Origin of the sequence: Microbacterium sp. NPDC019599 (genome assembly GCF_040632175.1) — a bacterium.
GTDB lineage: Bacteria > Actinomycetota > Actinomycetes > Actinomycetales > Microbacteriaceae > Microbacterium.
Map to the genome: position 1 here is coordinate 472,833 of NZ_JBEYBL010000003.1, position 17,746 is coordinate 490,578.

A 17,746-nucleotide genomic window follows, 5' to 3' on the forward strand; every position below is an offset into this window, starting at 1 on the left:
CGGCGTGCGGGGCCGGCTCGGACAGCGTTCGCCGGGGGTGTCGACGGGTTTCATAGACGGCTCGCGTCCGCGCAGGGCGTGAGCCAGGCCTTGACGAAGGCGAGGGATTGATACCCGTACTGGGCGATCCAATCGGCCAGTACGAGATTCTGGTCGACCGCGACGACCACGGCGTCGCCGGGGTAGCACTTGTCGAGGATGTAGCGCGTGCGCGCGACGTGCGGCGTGAAGGTCAGCACGACCGTGCGCTCGACATCGTGCTCGGCCGCGTACTGCTTCAGGTAGGCCAGTTCCCCCTTCGTCGTGAACGGGGTCGGGTGGGCGCAGTCGACCTGCGGCTCAGCGCAGACGGCAAGCTCCTCGGCCGAGTACCCGCCGGTCAACCCGACGGAGTACAGGGACCGGTCTGCGACGCGCTCGGCACGCAGCTCGCGCTCGACCGCGACGCGTTCGCGGACGGGCGGCCCGATGACGTAGATGAGGTCGGCATCCCCGATCGCCTCGGCAGGCGGCGAGACGTACGGGCCGAAGCCGGCGCAGGCTGCGACGCCGATGGATGCCTGAAGCGTCAGCGTGATCGCGACGGCGGCCCTCACCGAGAGTGCGCGCATCGGCTGCTCGCCACGGACGGGCTCTCTCGTCGGGAACCGGTGACGCGGGTGTCGGTGAGTGCCGGCGCGGCCATGGTGCCTCACTTCGAGAACTCTCGGAACGGACGCACGCCTTCGGGCCTGCCGCGACGCTATCGGCCGGAGGTTTCCTCGGGGTTACGACGTGTTTGCACCTCCGTGCCCGTCGAGAATGGCGGCCGCGAGAGCCGTGTCACGCGGATGCTGTCCGCAATGCGAAGGAGTTTCGACCCGGACCTGCATACGTCCTGGCAGCGATGTGGTGGCGGTCGTATCGTCGGAATCGCTCGCGCGCGTTCCAGTTACACGGCCCCCGGTCGGGCGCTGATCTGAGGCGCTTCCCCAACTCCGGCCGGGGCCCGTTCATGGTCTCTCGCGCAGCGCCGACGGGCTGGCCGGTGCGCTCTGTCGGGGTTCGCCTGTCCGGTCGCTCGTGTGCGCGCCGGCGCGGAAAAGGGACCTTTACGTCCGCATGCCTGTCCGGTTGTGATCTTGTGTCCGCGGCGGACATCAAGCTTTAACGTGATCGTGACCTTCAAGGCACGTGAGCAGTCGTACCGTGGAATCAGTCGCAATGGTGCGCGTTGACGGGTCTCCGGTCGGGTGCATCCCCAAGCGCATCCCCAGGCCGACCGGGGGCCCGTCACCTCTGTCGCGGCGCGGATTCCGCGCTGTACCGGGCCAGCCGCCCGTCCTACGCTTCAGCCTCGCGTCATTCACGCCGCCACCCCGAAGTCGAACCTCGCCCGACCGCCGAGCCGTGGTGTCCGTGCCGGATCGACGTGCGGAGGCGGGATGAACCACACCTTGGCCCGCGTCCCGACACCTTCGATCCGGATCTCCCAGCCGTTGTCGTGGATCCGGTGATGGCACGACTCGCACAGGAGCACGCCGTTCGAGAGATCGGTGGGTCCGGCATCCCGTGCCCACCATCTGAGGTGATGGACTTTGGTATGCCCCGGGGGAGCTCCGCACATCGCGCACCCGCCGTCGCGCTCGACCAGAGCGAGTCGCTGAGAGGTCGTGAAGAGCCGCCGCTCGCGTCCCCAGTCCAGGATCTCGCTGTCGCCGCCCAGCACGCACGGGATGACCGACCCGCCCGCCGCCATCCTCCGGGCCGTCGCGATCGAGATCGGTGTCGCGATCCCGTCGATCGTCGCGTGCCCCGTGCCGGCCGAGAGGTCGTCGAGCGAGACGCGCACGACGACCGTCGCGCCGCGGACCGGAAGGTCGCGCCGATCGCACCCCAGAGCGTGCTCGGCGAGCAGCGTCAGAGCATCCGCCTGCATCTGCTTCACCGACGGCCGAGGCGCATCCGGATCGGCGTCGCGCTGCGCCTGCAGATGGGCGGTCACATACGCCTCGACCGCCGCCTTGATGGGTGCGCCGCCCGCCGGGTCGAAGCGGCCGTTCAGGGCGATGGCCCCGTCCTGCTCCTCCCGGATCGTCAGCCACCTCGCGGAGCGCAGCTCCTCCTCGCGGCGCAGCACGCCGTCCGGGTCGATCCACGCCTCGGCGCGCACGACGAGCTTCGAGAGCTGATCGTGCGTCAGGCCCGGCGCCTGCTCGGTGAGCCGGCGCTCGGCGAGGTCGACAGCATCCCGCCCCGCCCTGATTGCGACCCGGTCGAGCATCGAGATGATGACGGATGCCGCGTGGGCGCTGATCCGCCCGGTCTCGAGGGCCGCGGCGACGTGCGGGTGTCGCGCGGGTGCGGGTTCTCCGCTGAACGTCATGCGCGGAGCCGTCGCCTCGCCGACCTGGACCAGCCGCGCAGCCTCTCCGGCCGTCGTGCCGATCGTCGCCGCGATGAGCGCCGTCGGATTGCGGAAGCCCTGCTGCTTCGCGAGGCTGTCGGGTCCGAGCTCAGGCCGGGACTGCCGCGCGATCTCGGACGCGACACGCGTCTGGACAGCATCCATCAGCCGCTTCGCCTGCCCGAGCGACTCGTGGAGCCGCATGAGCGCATCGGGCGCCAGCGACTCGATCGCCCCATCGGGACAGGCTGCGAGCGCACCGCCGACCGCCTCGGAGAGGGCGGCGAGAGGAGCGTTCATGGGTCAAATCTACGACCGACCACCGACATTGAAGGGCGCAGTATAGAAGATGTGGACGAATCTCGCCTGGGGAGGACAGGCCGACAGCCCCGCGGCCACCGTCACCGCACTTCCTGCCACGCCAGCGCGGGCGTTGGCATGCTGTAGCGCTGGTCGCGCTCGTCCCAGCGCTGCGCGGTCTGCACGAACCAGAACACGGCGAAGAGCACGAGCGCGACCGTCTCGCAGATGAAGACGACGGGCGCCGGCTCGAAGTCCGCGGCGAAGAAGACGAGCACGATGAGGTCGCCGATCATGACGAGCGCGACGGCGAGGTAGACGAGCTTCTGCCACAGGCGCGGCTTCGACCCCTCGTCGGTCGTGAGACGGAACGCGTTGATGATCGGCACCGTCGCGAACGCGCCGAAGAAGGCGATCGTCACGGCGTAGTGGATGCCGACGGGGAAGACCGGATTTGACGGGAACCCCTCGTCGAACGGCGGCACGAACGTGAGCGCGACGAGTCCGATCGTCGTCACGCCGGCGACCGCCCCGACGACGTAGACGCCTCGCCCGCCGATGCGTCCGCGGCTTCGCAGCACGAGCCCGATGGCGACGACGATCACGAGGAGCACGAGGTACGTGGTGACTCCGTTGCGCACCTGGTCGACGTACGCGTCGGGCACGCACATCGTCGCGGGCGGGCACGCGACGCCGAGCTCGGGCTCGAGAGATCGCCCGTAGATGCCCGTCGGCACGATCGCGATGAGCGGAGCGAACACCGCTGCGACGTCCAGCAGCGTCGTCTCGAGCCCTCTGCCCGAGAGCGCCGCGAGAGCGAGGGATGCTGCCACCAGCGCCCCCACGAACACCGGCTGCGCCGCGGAGTAGAAGTAATGGCTGATCGACGGCAGCACCGTGCCCAGGCGCAGCGACTCGAGCGCGACGCTGACGAGGATCGCGACGACGATGAGGCCCAGCGACAGGCGCAGATACCGGTGTGTTCGGTGGCCGGTGGTGGCGGTATCGGTCATGCCGGAGGCTGCGGCACCCAGTTGTCGGGCGGCGCCGATCGTCCGGTCTCCTGCAGCCACCGCTGCCCCTGCTGCGTCAGCGCGTCGATGAGCGGGAAGATCTGCTCCGGCGGGATCCGCACGCGCGCCGCCACCTTCACCGGCAGCCTGGCGTGCTCGCCCTCCTGCAGGACCGGCCCTTTCACCGACAGGAAGTCGAGCACGAACGTGTTCGGCGTATGCCAGATGTTCGCGAAGTCGGCGAACACGCCCGTCTCGATCTCGCCGGGCAGTTCGACCTCGAACTGAAGATGCGGGGATGGGCTCTCGTCGCTCACCCGCTCACGATAGGGGCGGTCGCCGACACCGGCAAGTGAGCGGGGACGGATGCTGTCCCCCCGACGCAGGATCCTCATCGCGCTGCCTGGCATCCAGGCGGACCGGTGCGATCATGATCGGCCCTCAGGCACGGACCACGCGCAGTCCGGCGCGTCTGGACCGGTGACTGCCGCCATCCGGCCGGCGCCGAAATGCCAGAAGATGTGGCATCTCGGCGCCGGTTGGCCACAAGTTCTGGCGACTCGGCGCGCGGGTGGGCGCCGCGTCACAGATGCTGGCCGCGTGACGTGGCGGGTCAGTTGCGGCGTCGCCGGCACGAGGGCCGACAGACGGGGATCGACCGCGCCCGCGGCCTTGCGGCATCCGAGCGTGGCGTGCGGTTGACTGGCACGATGCTGATCGACCGCATCCAAGCTCTCGTCCGCGAGCACTATGTGTTTCCCGACATCGCCGTGGCGATCGCCGACAGCCTCGCCGGGTTCACGGTGGACGAGGCTGATGAGCCGGCGGCGGCCGAGGCGCTGACGGCCGCTCTGCAGGCGGTCAACGGCGACCGTCATCTCCGCGTGCGCCACGTTGCCGAACCGATCGGGCCGGAGCCCGATCCGCGCGAGTTCATCGCCGAACTGGTGCGCGAGAACGGGCCGGGTGTCACCGAGGTGCGCCGCCTTCCGGGCAATGTCGGACTGCTCGCCATCGGGCCGGTGATCCCGACGGGGGAGTACGCCGGCCCGGCGATCTCGGCGGCACTGACTCTCCTGCGGGGTGTGTCGCCGCTCATCATCGACCTGCGCGGATGCCTCGGCGGTGTGCCGGAGACCGTGTCGATGATCGTCAGTCACCTGACCGGCGACGAGCCGGTGCACGTTCATGACCTTGTGCGCCGCGACGGCGGCATCACCCAGTTCTGGACCGCCACTTTCGTTTCACCGAAGGTTGATCCGGGCATCCCGGTCTACGTGCTTACCAGCGCCCGGACGTTCAGCGGCGGAGAAGAGCTCGCCTACGACCTGCAGGCTCTCGGCCGTGCCACCGTCGTCGGGGAGACGACCGGCGGCGGCGCCCACCCGCGCGAGGATTTCGAACTCACGCCCCACCTCCAACTGCACATCCCGACAGCGCGCCCGGTGAATCTCATCACCGGCACGAATTGGGAGGGTGTTGGCGTGACACCCGACGTCGCGTGCGCCGCATCCGATGCCATCGATGTCGCTCTGCGCCATGCCGCCGCCAACTCCGACCAGCGCAACCCATCCGCTCGGAGGCGCGAGAACGGGCACCCGGGACTCGCCGACTCTCATTGACGAGAGGTGCGTTCGGGAGGACGGTAGGGCCTGCGACGGAGGTAATCATGGGCGTGGATCGTCAAGTCGTACTCCGGTTTCCAGGCGACGGGGCCGGCGGCGGTGAATGTCACCGATCTGAGCTGATCGCGGGTGTCTCGGGATCAGGCTCCCCGCCCTCAGCGGAGTCCACGCCGGACAGGTGGATGGGGCCGGTGTAGAGATCCTCCGGCCGTTGCTCGTCCCGCGCCATACCTCGACGCTAGACAGCCCGCTCCAGCGGCACGAGGGACTGGTGCGCGCCATGGCGAGGGATTATGGGGTCCGGATGCTGTCCTCCTTCGCTCAGCAGCGCGTTCCCCGTCGGGGCACCCGCTCGGCGCTACGGCTGGACCACCAGCGCGTCTTCGAAGACGATCGGGCATCCGACGTCGTCGACTCCGTAGCCCTGGTCGCCCTCGAAGGGGCAGGCGTCGAGGTCGTCGGTGTAGCCGTCGAGATCGCTGTCCTGCGGGGCGGGCGCGTTGGGGCATCCGGTGTCGTCGACTCCGTACCCCTCTTCGCCGCGGTCCGGGCAGGCATCGATGTCGTCGGTGTAGCCGTCGCCGTCGCTGTCGACCGGCACGTACGGGACGGGGCATCCGGTGCTGTCGACGCCGTAGCCCTGGTCGCCCTCGAAGGGGCAGGCGTCGATGTCGTCGGTGTAGCCGTCGCTGTCGCTGTCGGCCGGCGGGATGATCGGGCATCCGACATCGTCAACGCCGTAGCCCTGGTCGCCCTCGAAGGGACACGCGTCGACGTCGTCCGTGATTCCGTCGATGTCGGAGTCCTGGGGCACAGGCGGGTTCGGGCATCCCTCGGCGTCGACTCCGTAGCCTTCCTCGCCGCGGTCCGGGCACGCGTCGATGTCGTCGGTGTAGCCGTCGCCGTCGCTGTCGACCGGCACGTAAGGGATGGGGCATCCCGAGCTGTCGACCCCGTACCCCTGATCGCCGTCGAACGGGCACGCATCGACGTCATCGGTGTACCCGTCGTCGTCCCAATCGCCCGGCGGGATGATCGGGCATCCCACATCATCCACGCCATAGCCCTGGTCGCCCTCAAAGGGACAGGCGTCGACGTCATCCGTGATTCCGTCGAAGTCGGAGTCCTGCGGCACCGGCGGGTTCGGGCATCCCTCGGGGTCGACTCCGTAGCCCTCCTCGCCGCGGTCCGGGCAGGCGTCGACGTCGTCCGGGTACCCGTCGCCGTCGCTGTCGACCGGCACGTACGGAATGGGGCATCCCATACCGTCGACCCCGTAGCCCTGGTCGCCCTCATTCGGACAGGCGTCGACGTCGTCGGTGTAGCCGTCGCCGTCGCTGTCGCCCGGCGGATCTATCGGGCAACCGGAGGGATCGACCCCCCAGCCCTGATCGCCGACGCTCGGACACCGGTCGAAGACGTCGCGCACACCGTCGCCGTCCCGATCCCGGTCGAGGTGGCCGAGAGCCGGCCCGATGAGGCTGAGCACGAGCAGAAGGACAGCCAGAAGTCGGCGCGAAGCGCGCATGAGTAGCCCCATTCGTCAGCGGCCCCAGCGCGCACAACCCCGCCGCGATTCTCGTCTCGTGCGGGGGTCGCTGTAAAGAGCGGTCGGGATGCTGCCCCCTTCGCCGGCTGCGGGTCCGCCGTGCCCCTCTTGACGACGCTCCCGAGGGCCAGCATCTCGACCAATGTGATGCCCGCACGAGCGGTCGGGGCCGTGATGTCGTGGTGGTGGCGGGTTGCAGTGGGTGTGGGTGCTCTCTTCCTGGGTGCCGCGGCCGTTCTCGTCATGTCTGCGGCGCCCGCGAGCGCCGCAACGGACGAGTTCTCCGCGGCGGTCGAGGCGATCACTCAGGATGACGAGACCGCGAAGGCGGAACTCGCCCGGGACGTGCTCGCGGGGGGTGGAACTTCCGAGATAGCGGCCGCCATCGTCGCGTGCCCAGGCGAGCCCGTGGTGCAGCCGAGAAGCCTCAGTCCGTCGATAACCGCAGCGCGCAACCCCGCCGCGATTCTCGTCTTTCGCGGCGGCGCTGCAAAGGCCGGGGCGTCAGGTCGGCGCGCGCAGGGTGCTGTCGCCGGGCGCATTCATGGTCTGCCACGCCCAATAGTTCCGACATGACTTCTCGAGGTCATTGACAGCGCGCCAACCCCACTTCTCGTACGCCCGTGTCGGGTCTGCGTAGCTGGCCGCGACATCCCCCGGCCGGCGCCCGGCCAATCTAATGGGAACCCGTGTGGACGTCGCTCTTTCGAACGACGCGACCATCTCGTAAACGCTCACGGGGCGACCGGTCCCGACGTTCACCGCCTCGAATCCCTTGTCGCCATCGGTGACGGCGCACAGGTGGGCGTCAGCCAAGTCATTGACGTCGATGTAGTCCCGGAGCGCCGTGCCGTCTGGAGTGGGGTAGTCCGTCCCGAAGACGGAGAGGTGCGGGAGCGCGCCGAATGCCACGCGGGCGACGATCGGCAAGAGGTTGGTGGGGGCCGACCGGGGATTCTCTCCAAGCAGGCCGCTCTCATGTGCGCCGATGGGGTTGAAGTAGCGAAGGCTCACCGTCCGAAGCTCGGGGTTGGCGGATGCTTCGTCCCGGAGCAGTTGCTCGACAACCCATTTCGTCCTTCCGTACGGGCTCGAGATGCCGAGGCCGGTGACATCCGTTTCGCGCAATGGCAGCCGGTCAGAGTCTCCGTATACCGTGGCGGAACTAGAGAAGACGATCCTCGAAATGCCAAGATCCCTGGCCACCGCGAGCCCCGCGAGCGCTACGCCGACGTTCACGTCGTAATAAAGCGCAGGGCGACGCAGCGATTCCTCAACCGACTTGAGGCCAGCCAACAGGATGAGCGCGTCAACGGGCCCGGCCCGACCGAGAAAATCGCTCACCGCGCTACGGTCCCGAGCGTCGCTGTCGCACAGAGCTACTGCTCGTCCGGCAAGCTGTTCAACACGCGCGACAGCTTCGGCGTGAGAGTTGGACAGATCGTCGACGACGAGAACATCGTGCCCCCTCTCCAGGAGTGAGACAGCGACGTGCGAGCCGATGTATCCCGCGCCCCCGTACAACGCAATCCGCATGGCCACAGCCTACGCAGAGGGTCGGCGAGGACGGTGAGGACGGCGAGAACGGTCGGGTAGCTGCTCACCTCCAAGACATGGTTGCCGTCGGGACGGGATGTGGACCCCGGAACCAGAACAAAAAAGCCTGTTCCGGCCGGCGAACGCTCGCACACGCGCGTGTGATCGGGAGTGCGACGACGCTGGTCGCGGCAGCCGGCGGGGCGATTGGGGGGCGCGGACGGGTCCTCGCCAGCTGCCGGTCGACCGCGCGTGCGGCGCGCAACGCCCGCTCGAACACCGCAGCGGCTGAGCGGGCGAGTGCCATTCATCGTCCAGACGTGACCGCGAGGCGTCCCGACACCTGGCTCTCGTAACGTTCAGCCCTCGCTCCGGTAGACTCCGACCGTCAGCACGATGGGTAAGCTACCAGCGCTAGAAACAGGCGCGTCCGCTGAGGCTCGTGCGTTGCGGGACTACGTGGCCGATCGATGCCGATTGCCTAGTTGAGAGAACACGCAACAGGGGAGACACGTTAGTGAGTCCGCGAGGCACCAATTTGGCAGTGCACACAGGACACGGCGTTCCGCTAGTTGGATTCGGCTGGCCGACCATCGCCGGCAGCCTCAAGAGGTGCGTCGGTATCGCCCTCCCCGTCGTCCCGCGATTCGACTGTGCCCTTGTCGCTAGCGACTCGGGGCTCGCGCTCGAGGATGAATCGAGCCGTGAAGTCCGCTGAGCGCATCTATATGTCATCGCCTGATGTCCGTCCGGTCGAAGGGGATGCCCTCGTCGCCGCAATGCGGTCTGACTGGATGGCTCCGCTCGGACCCGATGTCCACGCGTTCGAGCGGGGGCTTGCCGCCCGGGTAGGCGTAAGGCACGGCGTCGCTCTCAGTTCAGGTCCGGCTGCACTCCACCTTGGGCTACTCACACTCGGGGTTGGGCCTGGAAACGTCGTGTCGACCTCGACGATGACCTTCGCCGCGAAGGGAAATGCGATCGATTACACAGGAGCAGAGCCGTTCCTCATCGGCGCACGCTCTGACACCGGCAACACGGATCCGGAGTTATTCCGTGAGGCGCTCACGGCGTTACGCGCCGCCGGCGACCATGTCTCGGCCATCGTCCCCGTGGATGCCGTCGGCAAAGCTGTCGACTACACCCCAATTCTTGCGATCGCGGAAGCGTTCGACATACCCGTTCCGGCGGACGTTGCGGAGCCGCGCGGGCAACTCACCGTGGCAAGCCGGTGGGCAGCTTCGGTCGGGCGTCTATCGTGTCGTTTACCGGCAACAACATCATGACAACTTCCGGAGGCGGCATGCTGCTGACCGACGACGAGACGATTGCCCACCACGGGAGATACCTCGGGCACAAGCGGGGCAACCGGTCGCGCATTACGAGCGCACCGACACTGGATACAGGTACCGCATGAGCAACCTTCTCGCCGCCCTCGGGGGAGCGCAGCTGTCAGGGCTCGACGAGAAGATGGCCCGGCGACGCACGGCACGCGCAGGGTATCGGGAACTGTTCGCCAAGGTCCACCGCGTCGAGGTGTGGGGGTCCGACGATGACGAGGCCGACGACGTCTGGCTTACGTCGATACTCATCGACAAGGCCGTGCCTGGTGGTCGCCGCAAGACTTTTCGTCCGCGCGCGCTCTCGAGAACAGCGATAGCCGCCCCTTGGAAACCATGCATTTGCACGCGGGTATCAGCGCCGAAGGGCATGTAACGATGGCCAAGTTCAGTGAAGCGCGTGACTGACGAAATTATCGTTGTCGGCGCGGGCGGCTTCGGCAGGGAGACGCTTGACGTTGTGGAAGCGATCAATTCTGAGGTAACTCCGCCGCCGTGGACCGTGCTCGGTGTAGTCGACGACGCACCGTCCCATGCGTACATTGAACGACTCACCCGGCGAGGGTATGTGCACCTCGGCGGAGTCAGGGAGTTGCTGACCAGCGGCGATCCCTCGGTTTTCGCGCTCGGCATTGGTTCCCCCGCTATCAAGCGGCGCATCGGGGCTGAATTCAAGGACGCGGGCTGGAAGGCTGCCACGCTGGTGCACCCGGCAGCGGTGGTCGGTTCCGCTGCACAACTGAGTCCGGGCACCATCATCTGCGGGGGCGTCCAGGTTTCGACCAACACGACGCTGGGAGAACACGTGCACCTGAATCCGGGCGCGATCATCGGTCACGACGTGGAAGTGGGCGCGAACGTGTCCATCAATCCCGGAGCGATTATTTCCGGTGAAGTCCGAATCGGCGAATCAGCCCTAGTTGGTGCGGGGGCGGTTGTGCTTCAAGGTCTCACAATTGGGGCACGTGCCGTCGTCGGGGCGGGCAGCGTGGTGACTCGCGACGTCGAGGTAGGAGCCGTCGTCAAAGGGGTGCCCGCCCGATGAGCCGGTCCGCGCGGGCATCCGCCTCCCATCAGCGGAACGACGGGATCGCTTCAGGAGCCAAGGGTCGCATCATCCTGGCGGTGACCGCCGACTATTCCTTGGTGCTGATGCGCGGGCTTCCCGCATTTCTGGTGGACCAGGGATGGGACGTGCACGTCATCACGAGTCCCGGGCCGCAATTGGAGGAGTTGCGAAGCGCGTCGGGTGTGACAACGCACAGCATCCCAATGCGACGCGATCCTTCGCCGGTTCAGGATCTTCTCGCCCTGCTCATATGGATGCGTGAAGTTCGGTCTGTCCGACCCGATGTGTTGTGGGCGGGCACACCCAAAGCAGCATTGCTCGCAATGATCGCTGGCTGGACTCTTCGGATACCAGAACGAATCTATGTGGTCCGCGGTTTACGGCTTGAGACAGCTAGTGGAGCACTGCGAATGTTGCTCGCAAGACTGGAGAAGATCACCTTCGCGTTGTCGACGCGCGCCCTCGTTGTGAGTCCGAGCCTGCGAGCCGAGCTAGTACGTCTCAATCTAACTGACGCAAACAAGCTGATTGTGCTGGGCCACGGGAGCTCCAATGGCGTCGACACGAGCCGTTTCTACTCCCGTCTTCCCGGTGACAAAACGGTGCGTGCGCTTCGCCGTCAGGTCGGCCTCGCAGACGGGATTCCCGTGGTCGGGTTCATCGGGCGCCTCACTCCCGACAAGGGCCTCGCGATGCTGAAGTCCGCGATCGGGCGGCTCGTAGAGAAGGGCGTTGATTTCCAGCTTCTCGTCATTGGCGGGCCGGACGGAGAGAACTCGACGGACATGGCTCCGCTGGACGATGGCCGGGTGTTCTTTACTGGTCACGTTCGAGACACCAGTGCGTACTATGCACTAATCGATGTGCTCTGCCTCCCCACCCGTAGAGAGGGATTCCCCAATGTGGTGCTCGAAGCGGGAGCGAGCGGCGTTCCCACGGTTACGACGACCGCAACCGGTGCGGTTGATTCGGTGCTAGACCGTGTGACGGGACGGATTGTGAACAAGGAGAGTGATCAGGAACTTGCGGATGCACTCGCAGAGCTCATTTCCGACCCCCTACTCCGGACAACGTATGGTGAACGCGCGCGGGAATGGACCGTTCAGAACTTCGCGCAAGAAATCGTTTGGGAAGCAATCGACGGGCACCTGACTGAGGTCTGGTCATCAAGGTCGGGCGGAAAACGGAACTGGAAGAATTCATGAAGGTGCTAATCACCGGCGGAGCCGGATTCATCGGATCCAGCCTCGTCTCGTACATCGCGCAACTTGGACAAAATCATCAGATGGTCGTGCTGGATGACTTCAGCACGGGACGGGAGTCGAATCTTGAGGGCTACTCAGTCGAGCTCGTCCTTGGAAGCGTAGCCGATGGCAACGCCGTTCACCGCGCGATGGAAGGTGTCGACGCTGTCGTTCATCTTGGAGCGCTCGGTAGCGTCCCCCGATCAGTGGTGGACCCTGTCGCAAGCCACGTTGCCAACCTGACGGGGACACTGAACGTTTTGGAGGCGGCGCGGCAGAAAGACGCTTACGTCGTTTTCGCGTCATCAAGCTCAGTCTATGGTGCAAATACCACTCTACCTAAGTCAGAGTTCGACTGGACCAGGCCGATGAGCCCATACGCGGTAACGAAGCTGGGTGCCGAGGCTTATGTTCTGGCTTATCAGTATTCCTATGGCCTGCCGACACTCGCGTTTCGATTGTTCAATGTCTACGGGCCGAGACAGCCTGCCGACCACATTTACGCGGCAGTCGTACCGCGATTCGTGGATTCTGCTCTCAAGGATGAGCCGCTGATGATACATGGTGACGGGCTGCAATCTCGAGATTTCACATATGTGGACACGGTGTGTCGGGCGCTATTCTCCGCGATCGATCGTCGAGTCGCCGCGCCTGACCCCGTGAATCTCGCCTTCGGTTCCAGCACAACTCTTCTTGAGCTCGTGGACCTCATTGAAGCGGCGCTTAAAAGGCCTGTCACACGCACTCATCTCGAGCCTCGGGTGGGCGATGTTCGGGCATCCCAATCGGACGGCGTTCGGATTCGGGAGATCTTTCCGGAGCTGCAGCCGACTACTCTGGCCGACGGTCTGGCCGCGACAATCGCCTGGCATCGAAGCACGAGGGGAGAAGGGCGGTATGCATGACGCAGGGAGACGCGGCGCCATGCGGTCGTGCTTGCGCTTGCCCAGCGGAGCCCGCCCGCTGCGATCAAACTTTCACCGTTCGCGCGATCGGGGTCACGCCGCCGGCAACGAAACTCGGGAACCGCCGTGGGAGTCATCGCGCATGCGGTTGACACGCGCCTTCACATCACTCGCGTGCGATTTCATCGAGCCGTGCTAGTCGTGTAATGGATCTAGTGCTCAGCGGCTTCAAATTGAAGGGCAACGGACGTGTCAAGTGAGCCGCTCGCATACGCACTATTCGCGGTCTATGGGTCGGCTGCGGTCATTATTGTTGCGCAAAGGGTCGGCGTTACTCTTCCTTCCCTGATTTCCTACGTTCTGGCGCTCGCCATCGCCTTCATCCGCTACGCGGAGGCCGGCCTAAGTGCACCTGACGCCATCTACTATGATCGCATGGCCGTAGCGATTTCAGAAGGCCAATCGTCCAACACGGTTTCGGCCGGAAAGGAGGGACTGGCCGAGACGCTGGCGGTTCTTTACAAAGTACTTGGACATGACCCGTTCTACGGCCTGTGGCTGAACGCGATTGCATGTGCGTTGATGGTTGCGATGCTCGCCGCTGTTGCTGGCCGACTGGACATGCCGGTGACACCAACCGCGTGGATCGCGGCGATCTACCCACCTGTTCTATTCTGGGGCACATTTCTGCTTCGAGAAGCCATCGTATGGTTACTCATCTCCTTGATGCTTTTTGCAGCTGCGGGTATCGTCTCTCGGGCCGGGACTGTTGCGGGAAACGTAATTCTCCTCGTGCTCGCGTTTGGAGCCCTCATCGCCTTCAGAGGGAGCGTTGCGATCGCGCTCATGGCCGCCATTCTTGCGGCAATCGTCGTCGCCCAAGACCGCAACAAGAACGCTGGCCTGGGCGCTTACATGCTTCTGATAGTGGTCCTTGGCATCGCCTATATGACCCCGCTTGCTGATCAGATCGAAGGCGTTTTCGGTCGATACTCTTTCGAGCGGTTGGAAGTTAGTCGCGAGGCCCTCCAACGTACCGCGGACTCGGGATTCTCCATCGGGGCTGGAGGTCCGATCCTTTCAGCTCTGACCACACTGCCTCGGGTTCTGTTTGGGCCGTTTTTTTGGGAGATCGAGATCGTCGGCGTGCCCGGCGTGCTAGAGGGTCTGCTCTGGGTGGGTCTGCTGGTGCTCGTCGCGCGCGGGTTCCGCCGTGTGCCGAACCCCAGATTCTCGAGCGTTCTTGTTCTACCGTCCCTCACCTTGCTCTACGTATTGGCGGTCACGAGCGGCAATTACGGCACCATGGTTCGCCTACGCACCCAGGTAGCGATTATGCTGATCCCTCTCGCTGCCGCGGGGGTTGCCCTTGCGCGGCGACCGATTCATGAGATGAGCCGGAGATCGAAGCGGGGTCGTGTTGCTTCGATCCGTGCGTACTCCCGGCCGGATCGCGGCCTGTCCGAATGAGGCATATGGGACATGGTCAAGAGTGAAGTGGTGCGGCAAGTTCTAAGCGAGCTATCCCGGGAACGACAGCCGATCCAGTATGGGATCCTCGGTGGGAACGCCGGGGATGCGCTCATTGACCTCGGGTTCTTTGACCTCGCTCGCACAATCGATCTGCCGTACGAAGTCGTTGATCTGAAGGCTGTCGATCCAGCCCGTCCGTTGGTCATCAGTGGCGGCGGCGGACTGGTCGACGAATGGGGCGACAGGGGCAGTCGTCCCGTGATCGAGCAGATTAGCCGGGTGGTCCCGCGATTGATCGTGCTACCGCAAACCGTGCGCGGAAATGAGGACCTTCTTGGCTCGTTGGGTGAGCATGTGGTGTTCTTCGCGAGGGAGGCATCGTCGTACGCGCATGCCAAGGAGCACGCATCCGGGGGAGCACGAATCTTGTTGGATCATGACATGGCATTCAACCTGGACGCTCGGGCCCTTCTCGGCGGCGCAGCTGCAACAATCCCGCGAATCGGCAGCGTGAAGGATCTCGCGCGATTCGGCCTCTACGGGGTCGCTGCCGCACGCGGGCGGTTCCACAATACTATCGCGGTGAAGCGAAAGGATGCGGAGCGGAGCGGACTGCGAAGGCCGTTGCGCATCTATAATGACCTTTCATTCGTCACGGCCTTTCGAGGTCGGGACAAATCAACTGTCGAGAACACTGGCCGGCTGTTCCTGAAGCTCATCGATAGCTACTCAAGGATTCGCACCGATCGGCTACATGTCGGTATCGGAGCATTCCTTCTCGGCAAGCAGGTGGAGCTCGTCAACAACTCCAACTCGAAGATCAGGGGCATTTATGAACAGTCCATGACCGGATCTGACAATGTCCGCTTCATTGATGGGTGGGCGTCTAAGTGAAGAGAGTCGTGGCCATTCTGCCGCGCGAGTCGCACGCTCCAGAGCTCTATGCGCTGCAGGAGTATCTGGACGAGAAAGGCGGAATGCAGCTCGACCTCATGCCTGAGGTCGAGGCTGCGAGTACTGATTCCCTTGCGGGATACGACGCAGTCTACATGAAGATGGGTTTTGCGCCGCGGTGGCGCCCGGCGTCCATTCCCGAAATTCACGACTACTCCTCCGCTTCGACAGGTGGTCTAAACCGCGGCAAGGATCTCATCAAGTCGAATCTCTCCCGTCGCCCCGCTCTGCGGAGCTTCCTCTCTGAACCGGTTAGGCGTTGCTTCTCGTTTCGCGACGACGTTCCCCATATTCTGCGCGATATGGGCGTTCCCGATCGATTCGTTAGTGCGGGTATGGCTCGAACCGACGCCCACGAATACGACCTTTTATACGCAGGGTCAATCACCGAGGCCCGTGATTCGGCCGAGCTCTTTCGTGCTGTAGAGCGGTCGGGATTGACGATCCTTGCGGTCGGCCATCCCCAGCCGACGATCTTGGAGGAGTTCAGGTCCTCCCGTCAGGTCACGTTCACTGGTTCCGTGCCATACCGGGATATCCCCAGCTTTGCGGCGAAGTGTCGCTTCGGCGTGAACTACACGCCGGACATACGGCCATATAGGTTCCAAACGTCGACGAAAGTTCTCGAGTACCTGGCACTTGGGCTGCCTGTTGTAACCAACGACTATCTATGGGTCAGGCAATTCGAATCTGACACTGGTGCCCGCATGGCGCGGCTAGCGCACATCGGCCTCTTAGACAAGAAGACGCTCGATTTCGACTTCAAGATTCCGAAGATGACTGAGTTCAGTTGGCGTGCAGTTTTTGAGCGAGCGGGAGTCTATGAGGCACTGCGTGCGGCGGTCTAGGGGAATTTCATGGTAATGCGCGTCCTCGTGGTGTACGGGTCCAAAGGGTTCTATGCACTGCTGATGGTCGGGGTTAGTAGCTACGTCGCCCGGGTGTGGGGAGCAGGCGCGCTCGGTGACTATTCAGTATTTCTTACGATGCTTACGGTTGGGTCGGTTCTTGCAGTCTTCGGGGCAGATATGCGCTATATCGAGACCGCGCCCAAAGTTCTCGGGGATGTTTACCCGGAGGGGAAGGCATATGCATCACAAGTGATTCGCGCAGTGGTATGGCAGGCCCTGATCGCCGCTCCGCTCCTCTATGTTGCGATCCAGTTCGTGGTGCCCGAGTTCGCATTGGGAGCAACCGCGGTAATCCTCATGGCGATACTGACGATCATGACTAGCATCTTTGTGTCGCAGAACCGTCAGGTGCTGAGTAGTGTCCTCGTGTTCATCGCTCGGCCTATCTTGTTCATCGCCGGCGTGTTCGTTGCCGCAACAAGCGGACTTGGTGTCGCGCCGTCGATCATCACGGCAATGAATGTTTCATTCGCGATCGTTTGCTCAGCTGGAGCGCTGCTCCTTTGTGCTCGATCGGGTGGACTACGTGTTCGAGGCTACTTTACGAAAGAATGGTGGCAAGCCGCCTGGGTGTATGTCGTTATCGGTCTCTACCCGATCCTCTTCTCGCAGGCGGACCGACTGATTCTTCTTGAGCTATCTGGATCCCAAGAGACCGGCATGTACTCGGCGGCCCAAAACATTCTGAATATCCCGACCTATGCAGTGAACGCTGTGATGGCGCTTGCTCTTCCGATGATCGCCGCGGTTCTTGCCGGAAAGCTTCCCGAAGGAGAGTTCCACCGCAATGCGAAGTATCTCGCGCGGGGCGCTTTTGGGTTTGCGGTTCTCTGCGTTGGCGCATTTGCACTGTTTGGTAGCCAGATACTGACCATCTTCGGAGAAGAGTTTGATGAAGCGACTCTTCCCTTGGTCATAATGAGCATTGGCATCGCCACGGGTCTATTGTTCGGGTTTCCGATTTCGGTTCTGACGCTGAGCGAGAGTCGAAGGTCAGTCGTCTGGCTACTCGCTGCGGCCCTTGTCGTTAGTTTGCTACTCAGCACTCTGGGAATCTTGTGGTTTGGAGTGGTCGGTGCGGCCGTGGCCGCCGCCGTTGCGAATGTGGCGTCCCGCGCTGTCTTTCACATCATTTGTGTGAAGCGAACGGGGATCAACACGTCTGTTTTCTGAACTGTGTCGAACCTTCCGCCTTCCTGGGTGCGGTTTCGAGGAGGGCTCACACAGAGACCAAGCCGGCTCGCGGCTGCTCCACTCCGTCACGGTCACCTCGTAACGCCGCAGTTGCTAGATGATCCGAAGTGAGACCTATGGAGGCTCATCGCAGATGAGGGTGTTGTCGGGGGTCTGAATCCGCCGGCTTCGAGCAGGGATCGGGCGATGTACTGGGTGAGGTTCCGGATGCCCCTGGCGGAGCCTCTGAGGTGCTCGAGCCGCCCGA

At 64.3% G+C, this 17,746-nt stretch carries 15 protein-coding genes and 1 pseudogene; 10 read left to right on the forward strand and 6 right to left on the reverse strand.

Annotated features, from left to right (window positions below; translation table 11 throughout):
• Window positions 1-50: 50 nt before the first annotated feature.
• From ABZ477_RS08810 to ABZ477_RS08825, 4 genes are all read right to left on the reverse strand, one after another.
• Complete coding sequence (locus tag ABZ477_RS08810) at window positions 51-611, reverse strand: YdcF family protein (protein WP_360131019.1); 561 nt, start codon at window positions 609-611, stop codon at window positions 51-53.
• A 734-nt stretch (window positions 612-1,345) separates the two neighbouring features.
• A complete protein-coding gene (locus ABZ477_RS08815) occupies window positions 1,346-2,686 on the reverse strand; it encodes a DUF222 domain-containing protein (RefSeq protein WP_360131022.1) in 1,341 nt (446 codons plus the stop codon).
• Between the two features lie 101 nt (window positions 2,687-2,787).
• Complete coding sequence (locus tag ABZ477_RS08820; RefSeq protein ID WP_360131025.1) at window positions 2,788-3,699, reverse strand: hypothetical protein; 912 nt, start codon at window positions 3,697-3,699, stop codon at window positions 2,788-2,790.
• Window positions 3,696-4,016, reverse strand: coding sequence for a DUF3467 domain-containing protein (locus tag ABZ477_RS08825; protein WP_360131028.1), 321 nt, complete (start codon window positions 4,014-4,016; stop codon window positions 3,696-3,698). The genes ABZ477_RS08820 and ABZ477_RS08825 overlap by 4 nt, the downstream gene beginning before the upstream one ends.
• Before the next feature lie 393 nt (window positions 4,017-4,409).
• Here ABZ477_RS08825 and ABZ477_RS08830 point away from each other — a divergent pair, with 393 nt between their 5' ends.
• Entirely contained in the window at window positions 4,410-5,321 is a 912-nt protein-coding gene (locus ABZ477_RS08830) for a S41 family peptidase (RefSeq protein ID WP_360131031.1), read from the forward strand.
• A gap of 361 nt (window positions 5,322-5,682) precedes the next feature.
• Here ABZ477_RS08830 and ABZ477_RS08835 read toward each other — a convergent pair whose 3' ends face one another.
• Together ABZ477_RS08835 and galE are read right to left on the reverse strand one after the other, a co-directional pair.
• Complete coding sequence (locus ABZ477_RS08835; RefSeq protein WP_360131034.1) at window positions 5,683-6,852, reverse strand: thrombospondin type 3 repeat-containing protein; 1,170 nt, start codon at window positions 6,850-6,852, stop codon at window positions 5,683-5,685.
• Between the two features lie 525 nt (window positions 6,853-7,377).
• Window positions 7,378-8,409, reverse strand: coding sequence for a UDP-glucose 4-epimerase GalE (galE, locus tag ABZ477_RS08840; protein WP_360131037.1), 1,032 nt, complete (start codon window positions 8,407-8,409; stop codon window positions 7,378-7,380).
• Window positions 8,410-9,203: 794 nt separating this feature from the next.
• Between galE and ABZ477_RS08845 the strand changes: the two are divergent.
• The 9 genes and pseudogenes from ABZ477_RS08845 (at window position 9,204) to ABZ477_RS08885 (ending at window position 17,478) form a co-directional block, all read left to right on the forward strand.
• A pseudogene (locus ABZ477_RS08845) lies at window positions 9,204-9,826 on the forward strand (DegT/DnrJ/EryC1/StrS family aminotransferase).
• Window positions 9,754-10,125: a DegT/DnrJ/EryC1/StrS family aminotransferase gene (locus ABZ477_RS08850; RefSeq protein ID WP_360131096.1), complete on the forward strand. Its 372-nt coding sequence runs from the start codon at window positions 9,754-9,756 to the stop codon at window positions 10,123-10,125. Before ABZ477_RS08845 ends, ABZ477_RS08850 begins: the two are co-directional and overlap by 73 nt.
• Window positions 10,126-10,149: 24 nt before the next feature.
• Window positions 10,150-10,794: an acetyltransferase gene (locus ABZ477_RS08855; RefSeq protein ID WP_360131040.1), complete on the forward strand. Its 645-nt coding sequence runs from the start codon at window positions 10,150-10,152 to the stop codon at window positions 10,792-10,794.
• 80 nt (window positions 10,795-10,874) lie between these two features.
• On the forward strand, window positions 10,875-12,023 hold the full coding sequence (locus tag ABZ477_RS08860; protein ID WP_360131043.1) for a glycosyltransferase family 4 protein: 1,149 nt from the start codon (window positions 10,875-10,877) through the stop codon (window positions 12,021-12,023).
• A complete protein-coding gene (locus ABZ477_RS08865) occupies window positions 12,020-12,967 on the forward strand; it encodes an NAD-dependent epimerase/dehydratase family protein (protein WP_360131046.1) in 948 nt (315 codons plus the stop codon). Before ABZ477_RS08860 ends, ABZ477_RS08865 begins: the two co-directional genes overlap by 4 nt.
• Window positions 12,968-13,216: 249 nt before the next feature.
• The gene (locus tag ABZ477_RS08870) at window positions 13,217-14,437 is read left to right on the forward strand and encodes a hypothetical protein (protein ID WP_360131049.1); all 1,221 of its coding nucleotides are present in this window, start codon (window positions 13,217-13,219) and stop codon (window positions 14,435-14,437) included.
• Window positions 14,438-14,449: 12 nt separating this feature from the next.
• On the forward strand, window positions 14,450-15,334 hold the full coding sequence (locus ABZ477_RS08875; protein WP_360131052.1) for a hypothetical protein: 885 nt from the start codon (window positions 14,450-14,452) through the stop codon (window positions 15,332-15,334).
• Window positions 15,335-15,342: 8 nt separating this feature from the next.
• Complete coding sequence (locus ABZ477_RS08880) at window positions 15,343-16,242, forward strand: glycosyltransferase (protein WP_360131055.1); 900 nt, start codon at window positions 15,343-15,345, stop codon at window positions 16,240-16,242.
• A 9-nt stretch (window positions 16,243-16,251) separates the two neighbouring features.
• Window positions 16,252-17,478, forward strand: a complete 1,227-nt coding sequence (locus ABZ477_RS08885; protein WP_360131058.1) for a hypothetical protein — start codon at window positions 16,252-16,254, stop codon at window positions 17,476-17,478.
• Window positions 17,479-17,746: the final 268 nt, after the last annotated feature.